This is a genomic window from Anaerovibrio sp. (assembly GCF_024697385.1).
Classification (GTDB): domain Bacteria; phylum Bacillota; class Negativicutes; order Selenomonadales; family Selenomonadaceae; genus Anaerovibrio.
The window spans coordinates 1-2,937 of record NZ_JAILFV010000197.1; the positions used below are offsets into that span (position 1 = coordinate 1).

Annotated in this window: 4 protein-coding genes; all 4 read right to left on the reverse strand. The window is 47.4% G+C overall.

The genetic code is table 11. The annotated features are described in order from the left end of the window. Positions 1-779, reverse strand: a 779-nt coding sequence (locus tag K6C05_RS10275; RefSeq protein ID WP_296734413.1) for an aminotransferase class III-fold pyridoxal phosphate-dependent enzyme, incomplete at its 3' end; no start/stop codon positions are given. Positions 780-951: 172 nt separating this feature from the next. After that, positions 952-1,422 (reverse strand): GNAT family N-acetyltransferase, encoded by a 471-nt coding sequence (locus K6C05_RS10280; RefSeq protein ID WP_296734415.1) that lies wholly within the window; start codon positions 1,420-1,422, stop codon positions 952-954. 43 nt (positions 1,423-1,465) lie between these two features. After that, positions 1,466-2,488 carry a pseudaminic acid synthase gene (gene pseI, locus K6C05_RS10285; protein WP_296734417.1) on the reverse strand — a complete coding sequence of 341 codons (1,023 nt, stop codon included), beginning with the start codon at positions 2,486-2,488 and terminating at the stop codon, positions 1,466-1,468. A 58-nt stretch (positions 2,489-2,546) separates the two neighbouring features. Beyond that, on the reverse strand, positions 2,547-2,937 hold a 391-nt coding region (locus K6C05_RS10290; RefSeq protein WP_296734419.1), incomplete at its 5' end, for an ATP-binding cassette domain-containing protein.

The following is a 2,937-nucleotide window of genomic DNA, read 5'->3' on the forward strand; positions in this document are numbered from 1 at the left end:
GGATACCCATTGGCCATGCCCTTACCAAAGGCAGCCATATCAGGCACAACCCCTGCATACTCAGAACCACCGCCCAGAGCATAACGGAAGCCGGATACCACCTCATCAAAAATAAGGATTGCGCCATATTTATGGGCCAGCTCCTTTACCCCCTGGAGATATCCCTCCTGAGGACCGTTGCTCTGAATAGGCTCCAAAATAACAGCTGCCACCTCATGCTGCTTCAATTTACCCTCTAAATCAGCCAGATCATTGTATTTAAAATTAACAGTCAGCTTGCGCACTGCTTCAGGCACACCCTTATGGTTGGCCGAAGCACCTATGGACCAGTCATGCATGCCATGATACCCGGACATCAATACCACCTCACGGCCGGTATAGGCACGGGCAAGACGGATAGCAGCAGTGGTAGCATCTCCACCATTTTTAACAAACCTGACCATCTCTGCACAAGGTACTATATCACAAAGCTTTTCTGCCAGCTCCACCTCAAGCTCAGACTGGAGGGACCCACTGGCAAACTTGTTTACCTGCTCAATAACAGCCTTGTTTACCTCCGGATTGTTATATCCAACGGTAATCGGCCCAAGGGCACACATATAATCAATGAATTTGTTGCCATCCACATCATATATATAACAGCCCTCACCATGATCCATATAGCTTGGGGCTATTCCCTGACAAAAATAACGGTAAGATTTACTATAGGTCTGTGCCGCCAAAGGAGACACCTTGAGCTCTCTCTTTAATAATTCCTCAGATTTGCTAAAATTCTGCATTCGACTACAACTCCTTGTCCATTTATTTTTCCTGGCCCGGGGCTCAACTGCACCCCAAACATGCTGACTCCAAAAGTCATCAGCCCAGGTTAATTTACTGATTATTGATAAACAGCCACACAATTGAGACTGCCCCTGCTGACATGCAGGACTTACTGCATCAGAGGAACCCTCATGAGCTGCCGATCACCTTTTCATATGCATAAGCGTCTTTATCACAGGCCATTTGTCTGTATCCCAAGCCCAAAAAAATCCGCTGGGAAGCAACATTATCCGGTCTGACTTCAGCATACAGCCTTTCCTTGGCATGACCTGCCTGAATCAGCTCATTTTCAGCCATATGGATAATCCTTTTCCCATAGCCCTTGCCCCTGCAGCCGGCTGCTATACTGTAATTCACCTGCCAACAATCCCCATGGACCAGCCTTACCTGGCCAACAGGAATATCCTTCTCCATCAGTATATATATCAATGTATTCCCATCTGCCAGGGCATTTTTCAACCATTGTTCATGCTCCGGCAAGGAAATACTGTCCGTATTAAAGGAATTTTTCCTTACCTCCGGGTCGTTGGACCACTCAAACAGCAATAACTTGTCATTTTCATCGGCCACCCGCAGGTATAAGCTTTCATTCTTCAACATGCTCTCCTCACATTAAAGTAATACAAAACCATATCCAGTGGTTTTACTCAATAAAATCCCAACTGAGACCAGTGCCCCGCGGGATATCCCTGTTTACCCTCTTGCCCAGCAGTACATCATAATACTTAGGCAACAGTCCCAGCCCGGGCCTGATACTGCGAAGGTTCTTCTCAGTAAGTATATCACCTTTTTTCATATCTTCAACAATATAAAGACTGCGCCTTGTCTGCAGGGATTCCTGCTTTTGGGCATCGTAGGAAATATCCCCCAAGGCCTTGTAGGCAGTATTGCACTCCCTTACCAGCAGCTTCATTTCCTCAGGCTCCAGTGAAAATGCACTATCCACTCCCCCATCTGCCCGAGACAGGGTGAAATGCTTTTCTATAACCATGGATCCCAGGGCTATACTGGCAACAGCAGCCCCAATTCCCAAAGTATGGTCAGACAGACCTACCCGACATTTAAAGAGCTCCTTCATATGCGGAATCGTACGCAAATTGCTGCCCTCAGGCGTAGCAGGATAGCTGCTGGTACACTTCAAAAGAGTGAGATCACTGCAGCCATTTTCCCTGGCCATACGGACCATTTCATCCAGCTCTGCTACCTTGGCCATACCAGTGGAAACAATCATGGGCTTGCCGGTCTTCGCTACCTTGCGGATAAGAGGCAAATCAACATTCTCGAAGGAAGCAACCTTGTAAATCGGACAACCAATCCCTTCCAAAAAATCCACCGCCGTATCATCAAATGGCGTACTGAAGCATATCAGCCCCAGCTCTTCGGCATGGCGAAATATTTTCTCCTGCCAATCCCAAGGAGTGTAGGCCTTCTTATACAAGCTGTATAATGATTCCCCATACCACAGGCTTTTTGGATTGGATATACAGAACTCGTCAGTATCCTTATCAATAGTCAAGGTATCAGCGGTGTAGGTCTGTATCTTTATTGCATCAACACCGGTTTCTGCTGCCGCCTCCACTATTTTCAGTGCCCGCTCCAATGATTGATTGTGATTGCCGCTCATTTCAGCTATGATGAACGGCTTGTCCGCGCTTATTAACGACATGATTCTGCTCCTTTTTTGTTGCACCCACTGAAAGCATCCACTGTGGTTGCCCAACAATTTATCCTTCTTCCCCCTGCAGTATTCTTGAATACCTGTCCCACAGCTCGCCATACCCTGGGGTAGACGGTCTTACAGGCTGCTGCAGCGGATTTTGTTCATCAACTACAATTTCCCCATTACTATTCATGATAAGTACGCGCGATCCCAAGGTAATTGCCTCCTGAATGTTGTGAGTCACAAACATGACGGTGACCTTTTCCCGACGGGAAATCTTATAAAGGCCCCACTGGAGCCGGTTACGGGTAATGGCATCCAAGGCGGCAAAGGGCTCATCCATAAGCACGATTTCAGGGTTTATGGCCCTGGCCCTGGAGATGGCCACTCTCTGCTTCATGCCTCCTGAAAGCTCATGGGGATAAAACTTTCTGTACTCATAAAGCCCCACATTA

Bases quoted from the DNA above. Each gene is read 5' to 3' on its own strand.
- K6C05_RS10280 (WP_296734415.1), bottom strand. From the start codon at position 1,422: ATGTTGAAGAATGAAAGCTTATACCTGCGGGTGGCCGATGAAAATGAC.
- pseI (WP_296734417.1), bottom strand. From the start codon at position 2,488: ATGTCGTTAATAAGCGCGGACAAGCCGTTCATCATAGCTGAAATGAGC.